This is a genomic window from Pseudomonas sp. BN415, from assembly GCF_029871195.1.
GTDB lineage: Bacteria > Pseudomonadota > Gammaproteobacteria > Pseudomonadales > Pseudomonadaceae > Metapseudomonas > Metapseudomonas resinovorans.
This window is the reverse complement of sequence record NZ_SSOK01000057.1, coordinates 32,293-49,217: the sequence shown is the minus strand read 5'-3', so window position 1 is coordinate 49,217 and position 16,925 is coordinate 32,293. Positions and strand designations below refer to the sequence as shown.

Here is a 16,925-nt window from a genome sequence, read left to right as displayed (position 1 = left end):
CATGGATCGGGCCCCCGGTGCGCTTCGTCGCGTCTCTGGCCCTCCTGTCAAAGGCGCCATCGCGGCGCCTTGACTCCTGTTCCAAGGCCACAAAACTGAGGCGGCAGGGTCAGAAAAAAAGAACTGCCGATACGCCAACACTCAGCCCTGAATCATCACTCTGGCAACAATGACAATTGCTTCGGCTAGGGGAGGCAGTCATGTGTCATTCAGTTGAGGTCAGTGGGCTTTACACCGCCGAAGGGAGCCGGCAACTCATCAATTATCCCGACGCTGATGCTGCGTTGCCGATTCACGACCCAATGCGTGGCGTGGTGTGGATTCCCTGGGGACGCCGCAGCCAGGAGCACGGTGAACTGCCGGTCACGGGCTGGCTGCTGGGGGGTGGTTCGCTGCCCGATGGCTGGGACCGATTCAGCCCGGCCACGGTGCTGGCGCGGGTGACGCGCTTCATGGAAATAACCCGCGAAGGCGAGCCATGCTGGTTCAAGGTGGAGGACGGCAAGTCGCTGCAATGCGTACTGCTGCGTCATGGTCACGAGCAGCGGGTGTATGTGGTCACCACCGAAACGCCCAACGAACAGCACCGCAGTTGGCCGCTGACGCGCGGACACGGTGGAAGGGGGCGGTTGCATCCGGCGTGAACCGTGGGGGTGAATTCATTGGCAAAGGGCGGTGCAGCTTCCCGCTTGGAGGCTTGCAGGCGGAGCTTCGGCCTGCTCAGTGAATGCCCTCGTGCAGCACGCTAGAGGCGTTCCGGCGCCGTTCTGTTTTAGTGAACACTTTCTTCTCGATTATTCGTTTTACGTGAATCGGTCGCTGCCTTACTTTCGCCGCAAGACTGATCGCGAGCCCTGATCGGCTCTCACGTACAACGAGGACAGCATGACTACGCCTGCCGCCATCTCCCGTAACCCCGCCACTGGCGAAGAAATTGCCCGCTATCCCTACCAGGATGCCGCTGCCCTGGAGGCCAGCCTGGCGTCCGCCGAGCGTGGCTTTGCGGTCTGGAGCCAATACAGCGTCGAAGCGCGCGGCGCAGTCCTGCTGCGTATGGCCAAGGCCCTGCGCGACAACGCCGAGTCCATGGCACGGATGACCACCACTGAAATGGGCATGCCGATCAGCCAGTCCCGTGGCGAGATCGAGAAGTGCGCCAAGCTCTGCGAGTGGTACGCCGAGTACGGCCCGGCGATGGTTGCCGACGAGCCGACCCTGGTAGAGGACGACAAGGCCGTGGTTGCCTACATGCCGCTGGGCCCGGTATTGGCTGTGATGCCCTGGAACTTCCCGATGTGGCAGGTGATGCGCGGCGCGGTGCCGATCATCTTCGGTGGCAATGGCTACGTGCTCAAGCATGCGCCCAACGTCATGGGCTGTGCCCGCCTGCTTGGGGCTGCCTGGGCCGAAGCCGGTCTGCCGGAAGGCGTGTTCGAAGTGATCAACGTCGAGCCGCCGCTGGTATCGGTCGCCATTGCCGATCCGCGTATCGCCATGGTCGCGGTGACCGGCAGTGTCGGCGCGGGTGCCGCCATTGCCTCCCAGGCTGGTGCGGCACTGAAGAAGTGCGTACTGGAGCTGGGCGGTTCGGACCCCTTCATCGTCCTGGCTGACGCCGACCTGGACCAGGCGGTGAAAGCCGCTGTCACCAGCCGCTTCAACAATGCCGGCCAGGTCTGCATCGCGGCCAAGCGCATCATCCTCGAAGCACCTATCGCCGAAGCCTTTACCGAACGTTTCGTGGCGGCTGTCGAGGCACTGCAGATCGGCGATCCGCAGGCTGACTCCACCTTTGTCGGCCCCATGGCGCGCTTCGACCTGCGCGACGAGCTGGACGGGCAGGTTCAGGCCACTCTGGCTGAAGGCGCGACCCTCTTGCTGGGCGGCCACAAGCTGGAAGGTACGGGCAACTACTACGCGCCCACCGTCCTCGCGGACGTGACACCGGACATGACCGCCTTCCGAAAGGAAATCTTCGGCCCGGTGGCGTCGCTGATCGTCGCCCGTGACGCCGAGCATGCGGTTGAACTGGCCAACGACAGCGAGTTCGGCCTGGGTGGCGCGCTCTGGACGGCTGATGCTGCCAAGGCGCAGAAGCTGGCTCGTCGCATCGTAAGCGGCGCCGTGTTCATCAACGGCTTCACCGCCTCCGACCCGCGCGTGCCGATTGGTGGCGTGAAGAAGAGCGGCTACGGTCGCGAACTGTCCCACTTCGGCCTGCGCGAGTTCCTCAATGTGCAGACCATCTGGCGCGATCGCGGCTGATCGACCGGGACGGATGAAGAAAGGGGCTGACTGGTTCAGCCCCTTTTTCATTTGCGATGCCCTTGGCGAATGAATTGGCTATGTCTGTATTACGTGTTGCCAGCAGATGCATTGCTCCTACAAGGCTCTCGGCGCGCTGGTGAATCTCTCGCAACGGCTAACGCAGAGCCAATTCATTCGCCCCCCCCACATCGCCAATTCGCGCGAATACCGGCAGGCCAGTCGCGTGACCCTTGGTCAGGTGAAACGTCCCGGTCAGGTCGCTGTGCTATATCCGGGAGTGAGCAAGGCATGGCACGTGCCAACCTCAAGTTGAGCTTTCCCGCCACGCCCGCGAGGCCTGCCGACCCCGTGGCCCCGGGCCTTCAACGGAGGTAGACCCCATGAGTTCCCTGCAATGCGTTCATCGCAACCACACCATCGTCGCCGACGTTTTCGAGCACCCGGGCATTCCCACGCCCTGGGCTGCCGGTTGTCACATCATCGCGCCTGACGGGCAGAGCACCCGGCGCATCGCCTTGCCGGTGAGGTATTCCTTCCTCGCGGAACTGGACAAGGCACAGCAGGCGTCCATCGCCCATGGCAAGTGGCTGGTGGATCAGTACCTGGACCAGGGGCGCGAGCTCTTCCCGAAGGTGGCCTGAACGCGCGGGGCAGGGAGGCCCCTTGTCTGACGCCATTGCGCCCCGATCTCTGAGGGGCGCAATGCCAGCGCGGACGATTTGCAAGGAGCCACTCCATGACCGATTGCCGCCATGACCCCGGCCTGGTCGGCGTCATATGGCTGCGGTGATCCTCAAGGCGCGGGCTATCTCGGCAGCCGGAAGGCCTGATCAGGCCGCATCATCACAAGGCTGGTGCTCGCGGCAAATCAGCTCGATGGACGGGCGGGCCAGGGGTTCCAGGGTCAGCCCGCAGAAGGGCTCCCCGTCCCGCTGCTGGTGGAAGCGGCAAGTCTTGCACAGACCGAAGCCCGGTACGTCCACCTGACGCTGGACGGTTCGCAACAGTTCCCCCAGCAACTCCTCCAGCGCCGCAGCGTTCGGCCCCATCTCGTCAAGGGCCTGGGTCAGAAATGCAGGCGGCGTCACCGTTGCCAGCAGCTCCCGCGCCGCAGGCGTCAGGTCCAGGTGCACGCTGCGCTTGTCCTGCAAGTCCTGGCGTTTCTCGATCAGCCCCCTGGCTTCCAGCGCCTTCAAGGATTGCGACACCGTGCCCTTGGTCAGCCCCAGGTATTCGGTGACGGCCAGCGGCGTGTCCGAGTAGTGGTTGCAGCGCGCCAGGTATTCCAGCGCACTGAGTTGAACGGGCTGCAGGTCCGCCAGCAGCGGGTGCTCGCGGTGCCAGATGCGCATCAGGCTGGTCAGTCGTTCAAACAGATCGAATAGGGTGGTCATGTTCACCTCCTTCGATAAATAGTATCGAGTAAAAACTATATTGACAAAGGGGTGTTCGCAGGTAATCTGGGTAACGTATCGATTCGATACCAAATTAACCAGGAGACCGAAAATGACTACCGCTCGCTACTACCACGCCGGCTGCCCGGTTTGCGTTTCTGCTGAACAGACCCTGCTCAATCTGCTCGCCCCTGAAGTGAGGGTGGAGGTGGTGCACCTTGGCGAGGCCCCCGCCCGCGTCGCCGAAGCGGAAGCTGCCGGCGTGAAATCGGTTCCCGCCCTGGTGGTGGACGACCAGGTCCTGCACATCAATTTCGGCGCCGCGATTGCGGACCTGAAGTGAGGGGCGCGTCGACATGCAGGTGAAAGTCTTTGATACCCATGTCCGTACCCGCGATGGCCGCTACCTGCACTTCGACGTGCTCACCAGCGGCGGCGACAAGTTCCGGGCCAGCCAGTACGCCGGTGAATGGCTGGCCAGCCAGGGCGTGCATGACGCCGATATCGCCGCCAGCGAATGCCTGTTCTGCCACAGCGAGATCGCCAGCCCGCAGGTGGCCGAAGCCATCGGCCAGCACGGCTACTCGATCATTCCACTGCAAGGTTGCTGAGGAGGTTAACCATGTATCAACCCCTGGATTGCGACCTGCACGACTTGCTGGAAATCGCCTGCCTCTATCGCTACCTCCTGCGGGTGGAGCTGGTGGATGGCGGCGGATTCGAGGCCAGGGCGCTGACGACCCACACCAGCGCGGAGAAGGAGGAGTTCTTCGTGCTGGAAGTGGAGGATGGTCCCTGTTCCGTGCGCATGGATCGCCTGCTGGCCATCACTCCGCTGGAGGCGGGCGCACGTTTCGGCCGCGTGGAACTGGCCGGGAAGGTGTGCGCGGTCTGAGATCCCCGTGCGCTATGCGCATCGGCCATGGCCCTGCAGCCCGCCCTTGCGCTAGCCTTCGCAGGCAAGACGTCAAAGGACCGGGACCCCACCGTTGAACATCGATACCCGCATCAAATTCCGCCACCTGCTGTGCTTCCTCGAAGTGGCCCGTCAGGGCAGCCTGGCCCGTGCGGCGGACCAGCTTGCGGTGAGCCAGCCGGCTATCTCCAAGACCCTCAAGGAGCTTGAAGAAGTCCTTGAGGCCAGCCTGTTCGATCGCAGCAAAAGCGGCGCCAGCCTAACCGAGGCGGGGCTGGCTTTCATGCGTTACGCCGGGCCCTGCGTGCAAGCGCTACGTGACGGAGTGAACAGCCTGCGCGAAGGCGAATACGCCGCCGGTACCGTTCGTCTCGGCGTCCTGTCCACCGTCGAAGGGCTGCTGGTTCCCGAGGTGGTGAAGCGTCTGCACCAGAGTCATCCCTCTCTGGTGGTCAGCGTGCTCACGGGGCCGGGCGCCTATCTGCTGTCGCAGTTACGTGTGGGCGAGCTCGATCTGGTGGTCGGCCGCATGACCGACAGCCCCGAGATCCACGGCCTGACCTTCGAACACTTGTACAGCGAATCCATGACCCTGGTGGTCAGGGCCGGTCACCCATTGCTGGAAGAAGGTGCTGACCGCCGCTCCCTGGACGGCTTCCCCCTGGTGCTGCCGCTCGCTGGCACCACCATCCGCAAGCACGCCGATGGCTTCTTCGTGCAGAGCGGCATCAGTCCGCCACGCCAGCGTCTGGAAACCCTGTCCCTGGCCCTGAGCCGACGTTATGTATTGAACGGCGACGCGGCGTGGATCGCGCCGCTGGACGCCGTGCGCCTGGACCTGGCAAGCGGCGAACTGGTGGAACTGGACCTAGGGTTCAAGGAGCCCGGTGGCTCGGTGGGGATCTGCAGCAATGCCTCTTTACCGCTTTCACTGGCGGCACACTGGGCCGTGGAGACGCTCCGGGAGGCGGCATTGGACTATCGCGAGGGGCGGCTTACATAACCATTTGGTTATGGAATGCGGTCGGGATTTCAATTTTCCGTGGGCCTCTGCTGGATGAAACTGCGTTCCACGGCCTGCATGGGCCGCCCGACAAATCCAAAAAGAGGAACCCGTGATGTCCGATGCGGAAAAAAGCCGTTTCGTCATTCGTGACCGAAACTGGCACCCGAAAGCCTTCACGCCCGATTACAAGACGTCCGTTGCCCGCTCTCCGCGCCAGGCGCTGGTGAGCATCCCGCAGTCCGTTTCCGAGACCAGCGGCCCGGACTTCTCCCACCTGAAGATGGGGCAGCACGACAACGACCTGCTGCTCAACTTCAACAACGGCGGGCTGCCCATCGGCGAGCGCATCATCGTTTCCGGCCGGATTGTCGACCAATACGGCAAGCCGGTACCGCATACCCTGGTGGAAATGTGGCAAGCCAACGCCGGCGGCCGCTACCGCCACAAGAACGACCGCTACCTGGCTCCCCTGGACCCGAACTTCGGCGGCGTCGGCCGTGCCCTGACCGACAGCGACGGCTATTACTACTTCCGCACCATCAAACCGGGTCCGTACCCTTGGCGTAACGGCCCCAACGACTGGCGCCCGGCGCACATCCACTTCTCCGTCAGCGGCCCGTCCATCTCCACCCGCCTGATCACCCAGTTGTATTTCGAAGGTGACCCGATGATCCCGATGTGCCCCATCGTCAAGAGCATCGCCAACCCCGATGCGGTGCAGACCCTGATCGCCAGGCTCGACATGAGCAACGCCATCCCCATGGATTGCCTGGCCTATCGCTTCGACATCGTCCTGCGCGGCCAGCGCAAGACCCACTTCGAAAACCGCTGAGGAGACGCCCGCATGCCTATCGAACTGCTGCCGGAAACCCCCTCGCAGACCGCCGGCCCCTACGTACACATCGGCCTGGCCCTGGAAGCGGCCGGCAACCCGACCCGCGACCAGGAAATCTGGAGCCAGATGGCCAAGGCAGATGCCCCCGGCCAGCACATCCTGTTGTTGGGCAACGTCTACGACGGCAACGGCCACCTGGTGCGCGACTCCTTCCTGGAGTTCTGGCAGGCCAACCATGAAGGCGTCTACGACAGCGCCTTCGACCTGGAAAAGCCGTTCAACTGCTTCGGTCGCACCGCCACCACCTTCGACGGCGGCGAGTGGACCTTGCACACGGTCAAGCCGGGCGTGGTGAAGAACGCTGCCGGCGTGCCCATGGCGCCGCACATCAACGTGTCGCTGTTTGCCCGCGGCATCAACATCCACCTGCAGACCCGCCTCTACTTCGATGACGAGTCTGCCGCCAACGCCGCCGATCCGGTGCTCAACCTGATCGAGCAGCCGCAACGCCGCGAAACCCTGGTGGCGCACCGCTGCGAGGTGGATGGCAAGTTGGCCTATCGCTTTGACATCCGCATCCAGGGAGAAGGGGAAACGGTGTTCTTTGACTTCTAGGGAACCCGTATTCGATGGGCAGGCCGAAGCCGTCGGCCGGCGTATCGAACGGCACTTCGAAGCCCTGCTGGAGGCCCGGGGTTACCGGGCCGACGCAGCGCAACGCACAGCCATTGGCCACCTCGGCCAATGGCTGGAGTCGTTTCTGGCTGGCAAAAAATCCTGGCTGCGGCGCCTTCCCGCCGGGCTCTACCTTTGGGGCGGAGTAGGGCGCGGCAAGAGCTTCGTGATGGATGCCTTCTTCAGCGCGGCGCCGCTGTCCGCCAAGCGCCGCGTGCACTTCCATGCCTTCCTCCAGGAGTTGCAGGAACGCATGCGCAACTTCGCCGGGCAGCCCGATCCACTGGTCCTCGCCGCCAGGGCGCTGGCAGCGGAAACGCGACTGCTCTGCTTCGATGAATTCCACGTCCATGACATCGGCGATGCCGTGCTGCTCGGGCGCCTGCTCAAGGTGCTGGTGGAGGAGGGCGTTGGTATGGTCTGCACGTCCAACTACGACCCGGATGGCCTTTGTCCGAACCCGCTGTATCGCGAGCGATTCAAACCGGCGATCGCGCTGATCGAAAAGCGCTTCGACGTGCTCAATCTCGATGGCGGGGAGGATTACCGCCTGCGGCGCGGGGAGTTCGAGTCCTGGGGCTCCTATGGCTGGCCTTCGTCTGCCTTTGAAACAGGCTGGATTGACCGCCAGTTGGGGCTGACCTCAGGCGCCGAACGTGATGCCGTCATTTCCGTCAACCACCACCCCTTGCGCCTGCGGGCGGTAGAGGGGGAGTGCGCTTGGCTGGATTTCGACGAACTGTGCCGACGGCCTCATTCCAGTGCCGACTTTCTCTGGCTGAGCCGACGCTTCCGCCACCTCGCCATCAGCACCGTGCCTTGCCTGGGTGAAGAAGCCATCGACGTGCAACAGCGCTTCGTCAATCTGATCGATATCGCCTACGACGCCGGTACGTGCCTGCTGCTGGTCAGCGAAGCCAGCCTGGACGACCTCTGTCGGGGTAAACCCCATATGGACTTCTCCCGCACCCGCAGCCGGTTGCAACAGCTCAGACCGGTCCGGCCGCGCGAGGATCACTGACTACTGAAGAGCCCTGAATGCTCCAGATCCTTGGTATCACCGCTCCCATTTTCATCCTCATCGGCATTGGCTATCTGTCGGCTCGTGGCCGGCTGGTCAGCGCGGAGCAGGTGCTGGGCATGGGCAAGTTCGTCATCACCTTCGCACTGCCGGCCCTGGTGATCCGCGCACTGCTGGAAAAGCCCTTGGACGACGTGTTCGACGCCACCTACCTGCTGGCCTATGGCATCGGTTCACAGGCGGTGTTCTGGTGCGGATTCCTGTTTGCGCGACTGGTGCGCAAGGACAGCCTGAGCGGCAGTGCCCTGAGTGGCCTGGGCATGTCGGTGTCCAACAGCGGATTCATCGGCTACCCCATCGTCGCCATGGTGCTCGGCTCACCGGCTGCAGTCGCGCTGGCGCTGGGCATGCTGGTGGAAAACCTGCTGATGATTCCCCTGGCACTGGCTATCGCCGAGTTGGGACGGCAGAACGGTGGCGGACTGCGCGCAGCCCTGCTGGATACCTTCATGCGCCTGCTGCGTAACCCGGTGATTATCTCCATCAGCATCGGCCTGGCGCTGGCCCTTTTGGGCGTGCGTTTGCCGAGCGTGCCGGCCAAGGTGATCGAGATGCTGGCGATGGCTTCAGCGCCGGTGGCGCTCTTCGTGATCGGCGCCAGCCTGAACGGCCTAAGAGCTGGCGGCCTGGTGAAGGACGTAGCCCAGCTCAGTATCGGCAAGCTGCTGCTTCACCCGCTGGCGGTCATGCTCAGCTTCCAGTTGCTGCCCCCGGTCGACCCGGTGTTGCGGGTCGCGGGCGTGCTCTTCGCGTGTTCGCCGATGATGAGCATCTACCCCATCCTCGGCCAGCGCTTTGGCCTCGAAGGTCGCTGCGCCGCCGCGCTGGTGGTATGCACCGTGCTGGCTTTCGTCACCATCAGCGGCTTCATCGGTGTGCTGACCTGAGGTGAGGTCTGCCCTTGAGATCCTCTGGGGCTGCTTCGCCGCCCTTCGCGAATGAATTCGCCCCCACAGGTTTAGCGCTGCGCTGACTATCCTCTCCAGATCACCCGCACGAGCGTGCGGTCACCCTGGACAGAGGAGGCGGCGATGAGCAAGCAACTGAGCGCGGAAGGCCTGGACCTGCTGTTTCGCCAGGCACGGACCTACAGTGCGTGGCAGGACAAACCGGTGAGCGACGACATCCTGCGTCAGCTCTACGACTTGATGAAATGGGGTCCCACCAGCGCCAACTGCTGCCCGGCGCGCATCCTCTTCCTGCGTACCCCCGAGGCCAAACGCCGTCTGCTGCCGGCCCTGGCGCCGGGCAATGTGGACAAGACCATGGCGGCGCCGGTTACCGCCATCATTGCCTATGACCTGAAGTTCTACGAGCAACTGCCCAAGCTCTTCCCGCACACCGATGCACGTGCCTGGTTCGCCGATACACCGGAGCTGGCGGGGCTCACCGCGCGGCGCAACAGCTCGTTGCAAGGGGCCTATTTCATCATCGCGGCCCGGGCCCTCGGGCTGGACTGCGGGCCCATGTCGGGATTCGACAATGCCATGGTGGACCATGAGTTCTTTCCGGCGGATGGCCACGCCAACGCCTTCCAGCTGGAACACTTCCCGGACAGCCAGGTGAAATCGAGTTTCCTCTGCAACCTGGGGTATGGCGATCCATCGAAACTGCACGCCCGTGCGCCGCGCCTGGATTTCGACGAGGCGTGCAAGCTGTTGTAGGGAATGGAGCCCGAGGAAGTGTGGGGGCGATTTCAATCGCTGGGCAGAACACAGGTCTGCCCTTCGGAATTGAAGGGATAGCTGTGCTGTCCTTGGCGAATGAATTCGCCCCCACATGGCACGCCGGGGTGTTGACGTTTGCCGCGCTGGGGGGGGATTGCGGCTGCGCCTCTTGAGCGAAGCCGTTGCCGGGCGCCGAGGTACCTGATCAAACCGGGGCGCCGGTTGGCGGCGGCAAAAGTAAGAGCCGAAGGCATTCGGGTCAATTGCGATTATCGAACTTTGGTTCGATAATCGGCCGGACTTGCCGTGACCGCGATCCATCAAGGACAACAAGAATGACTGAAGAACTGCGCGCCCCGCTGCCTCCCCTGGCCCCGCCGATCATCGCCTCGCCAGCCAAGCGGATCGAAGCCTTCACCGGTGATCCCAACTTCATGACCTCGCTGGCTCGCGGCCTGGCGGTGATCCATGCGTTCCAGGAGCGCAAGCGCCACCTGACCATCGCCCAGATCAGCCACCGCACCGAGATCCCCCGTGCTGCCGTGCGCCGCTGCCTGCATACCTTGATGAAGCTGGGCTATGTCACCACCGACGGGCGCACCTACTCGCTGCTGCCGAAAGTCCTGACCCTGGGCCACGCTTACCTGTCCTCGACCCCGCTCGCGGTTACCGCCCAGCCGATCCTCGATCGCCTCAGCGACCAGCTCCACGAAGCCTGTTCCATGGCCACCCTGGAAGGTGACGAGATCCTCTACATCGCTCGTTCGGCGACGCCCAACCGGCTGATCTCTGTGGACCTCAGCGTTGGCAGCCGCCTGCCGGCCTATTGCACCTCCATGGGCCGGATTCTCCTGGCAGCCCTGGATGACGCCGCCCTGGACGACTACCTCGAACATGCCGACCTGCAGGTGAAGACCAGCCGCACTGTGCACACCGTCGACGGCCTGCGCGCCAGCATCGCGGAGATCCGTCGTCAGGGCTGGGTGATCATCGACCAGGAGCTGGAGATGGGCTTGCGCTCGGTAGCGGTGCCAGTCCGTGATTCCGCCGGCCAGGTGCTGGCCGCGCTGAACGTCGGCACCCATGTCGGCCGCGTCAGCCGCCAGGAGCTGGAAACGCGATACCTGCCTGCACTGCTGGAGGCGAGCAAGGACCTGAGTACGCGGTTGTTCCACTGATCCTCCGCAGGACCGCTTTTTTGTGGGGGCGAATTCATTCGCTAAGGGCAGCGCAGCGGCCCCTGAAGCCACGGGACAGACCTCCGGTCTGCTTAGCGATTGAAATCGCCCCCACAAGGACCAGCATTGCCCGGCAGGCATCTCGGTCAATCACTGTTCGACTATCGAACGCTTTGCCGATTATCGAATTGAACCGCCAGGCGACTCTTCGTAAGGTCTGCACAGCCGCGCCACCAGCCAGCGCGGCTAATAACAACAATGAGAGTTCGTTCCGGTGAAGGCCTGTACTTGCCGGACACACCCTCATTCCTGTCCAGTCCGAGTCTTCCCCGTCAGAGGCCGCATAGAACGGCCCGCATGCGGAGGAGGGCCATCGCAGGAATCCTTGCATGACCAGCCCAGCCCATCTGCCCGCCACGGGCACCCTCGACGTTCAATCCTTCATCAACGCCCAGCCGCTATCCACCTACCAGTGGCGCGTTGTGCTGTTGTGTTTCCTCATCGTCTTCCTCGACGGCCTGGATACCGCCGCCATGGGCTTCATCGCCCCGGCGCTGACCCAGGACTGGGGCATCGACCGCGCCAGCCTCGGCCCGGTGATGAGCGCCGCGCTGATCGGCATGGTGTTCGGGGCGCTCGGCTCCGGCCCCATGGCCGACCGCTTCGGTCGCAAGGTGGTACTGGTGACCGCCGTGTTCCTGTTCGGGCTGTTCAGCCTGATCTCGGCCTTCAGCGCCAACCTCGAACAACTGCTGATCCTGCGTTTCCTCACAGGCCTGGGACTGGGCGCCGCCATGCCCAATGCCACCACGCTGCTCTCGGAGTACACCCCGGAACGTCTCAAGTCGCTGCTGGTGACCAGTATGTTCTGCGGCTTCAACCTCGGCATGGCGTCCGGCGGCTTCGTGTCCGCCTCGATGATCCCGGCTTACGGTTGGCACAGCCTGCTGCTGCTCGGCGGCATCCTGCCGCTGATCCTGGCTGTGGTGCTGCTGCTTTGGCTGCCGGAATCGGCGCGCTTCCTCGTGGTCCGCAACAAGGGCGATGAAAAGGTCCGCAAGGCACTTGCGCCCATAGCGCCCGGTGAAGTGGCAACTGCCACCGGCTTCAGCGTGCCGGAACAGAAGACCGTGCAGAGCCGCAACGTCTTCAAGGTGATCTTCTCGGGCACCTACAGCGCCGGGACCCTGCTGCTCTGGCTCACCTATTTCATGGGGCTGGTGATCGTCTACCTGCTCACCAGCTGGCTGCCTACCCTGATGCGTGACAGCGGCGCCAGCATGGAGCAGGCCGCTTTCATCGGTGCGTTGTTCCAGTTCGGTGGAGTGCTCAGCGCCGTGGGCGTGGGCTGGGCCATGGACCGCTTCAACCCGCACAAGGTCATTGGCGTGTTCTACCTGATGGCCGGCGTCTTCGCTTATTTCGTCGGCCAGAGCCTCGGTGAAGTGACCCTGCTGGCGACCCTGGTGCTGCTGGCGGGCATGTGCGTCAACGGCGCGCAATCGGCCATGCCGTCCCTGGCGGCGCGCTTCTATCCGACCCAGGGCCGTGCCACCGGCGTGTCCTGGATGCTTGGCATCGGCCGCTTCGGCGCCATCCTCGGCGCCTGGATCGGCGCGACCCTGCTGGGCCTGGGCTGGAACTTCGAGCAAGTGCTGACGGCGTTGGTCGTGCCTGCCGCCATTGCCACGACCGCCGTGGTGATCAAGGGGCTTGTCAGCCACGCCGACGCGACTTGATTTCGCCGACGCATTCGTAACCGTTTATCTCCACTTGAGGCGTGTAGGAAAAGGCTCACATAGAATCGCGGTAACGAGGATCGCGGGCGCTTGCCAACCAGCATGACGCCCGCGACATACAACAACGACAAGAGTGCCTGGTATGGATAGTCGCCTGCTGAGTGAGCGCAGTAGGGTGTTCGAGCGTGCGGACCCCTACGCTGTGTCCGGATATGTGAACCAGCACGTCGGTTCGCACTGCATTCGGTTGCCCGCTGCCGGCCACCCCGAAGCCAGTCTCAACCACCGCAAGTTCGCCAACCTCGACCTCTGCCGCATCAGTTACGGCGGCGCCGTCCGCGTCACCTCGCCCGCGCTGGAAACCATCTACCACCTGCAGATTCTCCTCAGCGGCCACTGCCTCTGGCGCGGCCACAAGCAGGAGCACTACCTGGCTCCCGGCGAGCTGCTGCTGATCAATCCTGACGACCCGGTGGACCTGACCTACTCGGACGATTGCGAAAAGTTCATCCTGAAAATGCCGACCACGCTGCTCGAGTCCATATGCGACGAGCAGCGCTGGCACCGGCCCAGCGCCGGTGTGCGCTTCTTGCAGAACAACTACCGGCTCGATGAACTGGAAGGCTTCGTCAACCTGCTGGCGATGGTCTGCCAGGAAGCCGAGGCCAGCGACGTGCTGCCGCGGGTGCAGGAGCATTACGCGCAGATCGTCGCGAGCAAGATGCTCAGCCTGATGAAGACCAACGTCAGCCGCGAGAGCCTGGGCTGCCAGGAGGCTTCTTTCGATCGCATCCTGGCCTACATCGAGCACAACCTGAAACAGGACATCAGCAGCGAATTCCTCGCCCGCCAGGCCAGTATGAGCCTGCGCTCCCTTTACGCGCTGTTCGAGCGCCACCTGGGCACCACGCCCAAGCACTACATCCGCCAGAAGAAGCTGGAACGCATCCGCGCCTGCCTGGCCGACCCGAGCTGCAACGTGCGCAACGTCACCGAGCTGGCCCTGGACTACGGCTTCCTGCACCTGGGACGCTTCTCCGAGAGCTACAAGAGCCAGTTTGGCGAACTGCCTTCGGACACACTGAAGCGGCGCGGGCTGTAACCGCTCCTGCTTTTCTGTGGGGGCGAATTCATTCGCCCCCACAAAGCATCGCGCTCCGTACCATCGCCTCGCTACATCCACCACCGCTTTGCACAAAACGGATAGCGATCTGCAAAAAGCGGATATTGCCGATTTCTCCGCATCCCTAACCTGACCTGGCCTGAACAATAACAACGGAGGCCCTGGCCATGTCCCTGGGATTCGATTTTCTGCACTCCCTGCTTGAGGAAGATAAGGAGAAGGGCATCTACCGCTGCAAGCGGGAGATGTTCACTGACCCGCGTCTGTTCGATCTGGAGATGAAGCACATCTTCGAAGGCAACTGGCTGTATCTCGCCCACGAGAGCCAGATTCCCGAGAAGAACGACTACCTCACCCTGACCATGGGGCGCCAGCCGATCTTCATCGCGCGCAACAAGGACGGTGAGCTCAATGCTTTCCTCAACGCCTGCAGCCATCGCGGCGCGCAGCTCTGCCGGCACAAGAGCGGTAACCGCTCCTCCTATACCTGCCCCTTCCACGGCTGGACCTTCAACAACTCCGGCAAGCTGCTGAAAGTGAAGGACCCGGCCGAAGCCGGCTATCCGTCCAGCTTCAACTGCGAAGGCTCCCACGACCTGACGAAAGTGGCCCGTTTCGAGTCCTATCGCGGCTTCCTCTTCGGCAGCCTGAATGCCGACGTGAAGCCCCTGGTCGAGCACCTGGGCGAGTCCGCCAAGATCATCGACATGATCGTCGACCAGTCCCCTGAAGGCCTGGAAGTCCTGCGCGGGTCCTCCAGCTATATCTACGAAGGCAACTGGAAGCTGACCGCCGAGAACGGCGCCGACGGCTACCACGTGAGCTCCGTGCACTGGAACTACGCCGCCACCCAAAACCAGCGCAAGCAGCGCGAAGCGGGTGAAGAGATCAAGACCATGAGCGCCGGCAGCTGGGCCAAGAATGGCGGCGGTTTCTATTCCTTTGATCACGGTCACCTGCTGCTCTGGACCCGCTGGGCCAACCCCGAAGATCGCCCGCTCTACGAGCGCCGCGATGAACTGGCCCAGGACTTCGGCAAGGCTCGCGCCGACTGGATGATCGAGAACTCGCGCAACCTCTGCCTGTACCCGAACGTCTACCTGATGGACCAGTTCAGCTCGCAGATCCGTATTGCCAGGCCGATCTCCGTCAACCAGACCGAAATCACCATCTACTGCATCGCGCCCAAGGGCGAGAGTGCCGAGGCGCGTGCCAAGCGCATCCGCCAGTACGAAGACTTCTTCAACGTCAGTGGCATGGCCACCCCGGATGACCTGGAAGAGTTCCGCTCCTGCCAGCTGGGCTACCAGGGCAACCGTGGCTGGAACGACATGTCTCGCGGCGCCGAGCACTGGGTGGAAGGCGCAGACGCCGCCGCCCAGGAAATCGACCTGCATCCGCTGCTCTCCGGCGTGCGCACCGAAGACGAAGGCCTGTTCGTGCTGCAACACAAGTACTGGCAGGAAACCATGCTCAAGGCCGCCGCGGTCGAGCAGCAACTGATCCCTGTGGAGGCCGTGCAATGAGCATCTCTTACGACGCCGTGCGCGACTTCCTCTACCGCGAAGCGCGCTACCTCGACGACAAGGACTGGGACAACTGGCTGGAGCTTTACGCCGCCGACGCGACCTTCTGGATGCCGTCCTGGGACGACCGCGACGAACTGACCACCGATCCGCAGACCGAAATCTCGCTGATCTGGTACGGCAACCGTGGCGGCCTGGAAGACCGCGTTTTCCGCATCAAGACCGATCGCTCCAGCGCGACCATGCCGGACACCCGCACCTCCCACAACATCAGCAACATCGAGATCCTCGACGTGGCCGATGAACAGTGCCGGGTGCGTTTCAACTGGCACACCCTGAGCTTCCGCTACAAGACCGTGGACAGCTACTTCGGCACCAGCTTCTACACCCTCGACGTGCGCGGCGAGAGCCCGTTGATCAAGGCGAAGAAGGTGGTCCTGAAAAACGATTACGTGCGTCAAGTCATCGACGTCTACCACATCTAGGGTGCCTGCCATGTCCCATAAAATCGCACTGACCTTCGAAGACGGCGTCACCCGTTTCATTGACGCCACCCCCAGCGAAACCGTGGCCGATGCGGCCTATCGCCAGGGCATCAACATCCCGCTGGACTGCCGTGACGGCGCCTGCGGCACCTGCAAGTGCTTCGCCGAAGCCGGCCGCTACGACATGGGCCAGGACTACATCGAAGACGCACTGAGCGAAGACGAAGCCGCACAGGGCTACGTACTCACCTGCCAGATGCGCGCCGAGAGCGACTGCGTGGTGCGCGTGCCGGCGTCTTCCGACGTCTGCAAGACCCAGCAGGCCAGCTTCGAGGCGAGCATCAGTGCGGTCCGCCAGCTGTCCGACAGCACCATCTCGCTGTCGATCAAGGGCGATTCCCTGAGCAAGCTGGCCTTCCTGCCGGGCCAGTACGTCAACCTCAAGGTTCCGGGCAGCGAGCAGACCCGCGCCTATTCCTTCAGCTCCCTGCAGAAGGACGGCGAAGTCAGCTTCCTGATCCGCAATGTGCCGGGCGGCCTGATGAGCAGCTTCCTCACCGGCCTGGCCAAGGCCGGCGATAGCATGTCCCTGGCCGGGCCCCTGGGCAGCTTCTACCTGCGCGACATCCGCCGTCCGCTGCTGCTGCTGGCCGGTGGTACGGGCCTGGCGCCCTTCACCGCGATGCTGGAAAAGATCGCGGAAGAGGGCAGCGAGCACCCGCTGCACCTGATCTACGGCGTGACCCACGACTTTGATCTGGTGGAGATGGACAAGCTGGAAGCCTTCGCCGCGCGCATCCCCAACTTCACTTTCAGCGCCTGCGTGGCCAATCCGGAAAGCAGCTACCCGCAAAAGGGCTATGTGACCCAGCACATCGCGCCCAAGCACCTCAACGACGGCGACGTGGATGTCTACCTGTGCGGCCCGCCGCCCATGGTGGAGGCGGTCAGCCAGTACATCCGCGAGCAGGGCATTTCGCCGGCGAATTTCTATTACGAGAAGTTCGCCGCCAGCGCTGCCTGATCCCACGC

At 63.3% G+C, this 16,925-nt stretch carries 19 protein-coding genes; 18 read left to right on the top strand and 1 reads right to left on the bottom strand.

The features are described from left to right. Positions 1-200 precede the first annotated feature (200 nt). The 3 genes from E8F20_RS16135 to E8F20_RS16125 all read left to right on the top strand — a co-directional run bounded on the left by E8F20_RS16135 (position 201) and on the right by E8F20_RS16125 (position 2,909). Positions 201-644, top strand: coding sequence for a hypothetical protein (locus E8F20_RS16135; RefSeq protein WP_280284614.1), 444 nt, complete (start codon positions 201-203; stop codon positions 642-644). Between the two features lie 241 nt (positions 645-885). Next, positions 886-2,265: an aldehyde dehydrogenase family protein gene (locus tag E8F20_RS16130; protein ID WP_280284613.1), complete on the top strand. Its 1,380-nt coding sequence runs from the start codon at positions 886-888 to the stop codon at positions 2,263-2,265. Between the two features lie 383 nt (positions 2,266-2,648). Further along, on the top strand, positions 2,649-2,909 hold the full coding sequence (locus E8F20_RS16125) for a hypothetical protein (protein ID WP_280284612.1): 261 nt from the start codon (positions 2,649-2,651) through the stop codon (positions 2,907-2,909). 189 nt (positions 2,910-3,098) lie between these two features. On the opposite strand, the gene E8F20_RS16120 is transcribed toward E8F20_RS16125, so the two are convergent. Then, a complete protein-coding gene (locus E8F20_RS16120) occupies positions 3,099-3,668 on the bottom strand; it encodes a MarR family winged helix-turn-helix transcriptional regulator (protein ID WP_280284611.1) in 570 nt (189 codons plus the stop codon). 106 nt (positions 3,669-3,774) lie between these two features. On the opposite strand from E8F20_RS16120, the gene E8F20_RS16115 reads away from it, so the two are divergent. From E8F20_RS16115 to benC, 15 genes are all read left to right on the top strand, one after another. Next, positions 3,775-4,005, top strand: coding sequence for a glutaredoxin domain-containing protein (locus E8F20_RS16115; protein ID WP_280284610.1), 231 nt, complete (start codon positions 3,775-3,777; stop codon positions 4,003-4,005). A gap of 13 nt (positions 4,006-4,018) precedes the next feature. Then, positions 4,019-4,273, top strand: coding sequence for a DUF2024 family protein (locus E8F20_RS16110; protein ID WP_280284609.1), 255 nt, complete (start codon positions 4,019-4,021; stop codon positions 4,271-4,273). An 11-nt stretch (positions 4,274-4,284) separates the two neighbouring features. Continuing rightward, entirely contained in the window at positions 4,285-4,557 is a 273-nt protein-coding gene (locus tag E8F20_RS16105) for a Rho-binding antiterminator (protein WP_028627946.1), read from the top strand. Between the two features lie 94 nt (positions 4,558-4,651). After that, the gene (gene pcaQ / locus E8F20_RS16100; RefSeq protein ID WP_280284608.1) at positions 4,652-5,581 is read left to right on the top strand and encodes a pca operon transcription factor PcaQ; all 930 of its coding nucleotides are present in this window, start codon (positions 4,652-4,654) and stop codon (positions 5,579-5,581) included. Positions 5,582-5,696: 115 nt separating this feature from the next. Further along, positions 5,697-6,416, top strand: coding sequence for a protocatechuate 3,4-dioxygenase subunit beta (gene pcaH / locus E8F20_RS16095; RefSeq protein ID WP_280284607.1), 720 nt, complete (start codon positions 5,697-5,699; stop codon positions 6,414-6,416). A gap of 12 nt (positions 6,417-6,428) precedes the next feature. Beyond that, a complete protein-coding gene (gene pcaG / locus E8F20_RS16090; RefSeq protein WP_280284606.1) occupies positions 6,429-7,034 on the top strand; it encodes a protocatechuate 3,4-dioxygenase subunit alpha in 606 nt (201 codons plus the stop codon). Continuing rightward, positions 7,024-8,115, top strand: coding sequence for a cell division protein ZapE (gene zapE, locus E8F20_RS16085; protein ID WP_280284605.1), 1,092 nt, complete (start codon positions 7,024-7,026; stop codon positions 8,113-8,115). Before pcaG ends, zapE begins: the two co-directional genes overlap by 11 nt. Before the next feature lie 17 nt (positions 8,116-8,132). Further along, a complete protein-coding gene (locus E8F20_RS16080) occupies positions 8,133-9,062 on the top strand; it encodes an AEC family transporter (protein ID WP_280284604.1) in 930 nt (309 codons plus the stop codon). A gap of 144 nt (positions 9,063-9,206) precedes the next feature. Next, positions 9,207-9,839 carry a malonic semialdehyde reductase gene (locus E8F20_RS16075; RefSeq protein ID WP_280284603.1) on the top strand — a complete coding sequence of 211 codons (633 nt, stop codon included), beginning with the start codon at positions 9,207-9,209 and terminating at the stop codon, positions 9,837-9,839. Between the two features lie 338 nt (positions 9,840-10,177). Beyond that, positions 10,178-11,020: an IclR family transcriptional regulator C-terminal domain-containing protein gene (locus E8F20_RS16070; RefSeq protein ID WP_280284602.1), complete on the top strand. Its 843-nt coding sequence runs from the start codon at positions 10,178-10,180 to the stop codon at positions 11,018-11,020. A gap of 389 nt (positions 11,021-11,409) precedes the next feature. Beyond that, the gene (locus tag E8F20_RS16065; protein ID WP_280284601.1) at positions 11,410-12,759 is read left to right on the top strand and encodes an MFS transporter; all 1,350 of its coding nucleotides are present in this window, start codon (positions 11,410-11,412) and stop codon (positions 12,757-12,759) included. Between the two features lie 142 nt (positions 12,760-12,901). Then, positions 12,902-13,861: an AraC family transcriptional regulator gene (locus E8F20_RS16060; protein WP_280284600.1), complete on the top strand. Its 960-nt coding sequence runs from the start codon at positions 12,902-12,904 to the stop codon at positions 13,859-13,861. 188 nt (positions 13,862-14,049) lie between these two features. Next, positions 14,050-15,408 carry a benzoate 1,2-dioxygenase large subunit gene (gene benA, locus E8F20_RS16055; RefSeq protein WP_280284599.1) on the top strand — a complete coding sequence of 453 codons (1,359 nt, stop codon included), beginning with the start codon at positions 14,050-14,052 and terminating at the stop codon, positions 15,406-15,408. Further along, a complete protein-coding gene (gene benB, locus E8F20_RS16050) occupies positions 15,405-15,893 on the top strand; it encodes a benzoate 1,2-dioxygenase small subunit (protein WP_280284598.1) in 489 nt (162 codons plus the stop codon). The genes benA and benB overlap by 4 nt, the downstream gene beginning before the upstream one ends. 10 nt (positions 15,894-15,903) lie before the next feature. Next, positions 15,904-16,917, top strand: a complete 1,014-nt coding sequence (benC, locus tag E8F20_RS16045) for a benzoate 1,2-dioxygenase electron transfer component BenC (protein WP_280284597.1) — start codon at positions 15,904-15,906, stop codon at positions 16,915-16,917. Positions 16,918-16,925: the final 8 nt, after the last annotated feature.